1 protein-coding gene is annotated in these 736 nt (G+C 36.0%); it reads right to left on the bottom strand.

Annotated elements, in window-relative coordinates; genetic code table 11:
* Window positions 1-337 precede the first annotated feature (337 nt).
* The gene (locus HMPREF9444_RS10820) at window positions 338-721 is read right to left on the bottom strand and encodes an autotransporter domain-containing protein (protein WP_083801142.1); all 384 of its coding nucleotides are present in this window, start codon (window positions 719-721) and stop codon (window positions 338-340) included.
* Window positions 722-736: the final 15 nt, after the last annotated feature.

Raw genomic sequence — 736 nt, 5'->3', positions numbered from 1 at the left:
ATGCAGAAGGTCATGCTGAAGGTTTAGCTGAAGGGGCACAAAAAACTTTACTGCAAAATATTAAAGGACTGCTTAAAATCGGACTTGATGAGAAAACCATTAAAAAGGGATTAAATTGTACAGATGAGCAGATTCATGAGGCAAAATCTTTACCTTAACTCCCAAAAAGCAAAAATTTTATATAAATAACAAACAGCTAACAGATCATATAATTTCAAAAATTAATAAGGAAAATAAGACCGCATAGAGGCAATGTTTTAGAAACGTAGAGAAAATGCGGTCCTAAATCAGTAGAGCATTAGGAGCTTTATTCAGATCCTAATGCTAAATACAAGAATTAGAAATTGTGCCTAAAACCTCCTGCAACAGTATAAGTATCTTCGTTATCAGCCCCGAATGACTGCTCTTTTTCGATAAAGAAATAAGTGTTTTGAGAAGACATTACCGATAAGCCTACACCGACGTTGTACCATGTATCGTCATTTTCATAAGTAGTATCAAGTGTGCCGGTGTTATCAAAAGCACTTATATCCTGATCGCCTAAAAACTCATGCATAACGTCGCCTCTTATATAAGCGGTAATAGGATATTCAGCAGCAAAATCTTTACCCGCTCTAAATCCGACTCTGCCGATGAGGCTGTTAATTGCATCAAGATCGACTTTTAAATTTTGCGAGGTGGAATAATCAGCTGAAGTTACATATAACCCGGATCGCCTGATTTTTTATGTAGTATA

Origin of the sequence: Succinatimonas hippei YIT 12066 (genome assembly GCF_000188195.1) — a bacterium.
GTDB lineage: Bacteria > Pseudomonadota > Gammaproteobacteria > Enterobacterales > Succinivibrionaceae > Succinatimonas > Succinatimonas hippei.
Note: the sequence above shows the minus strand (reverse complement) of the source record. Positions and strands in the feature narration are given on the sequence as shown.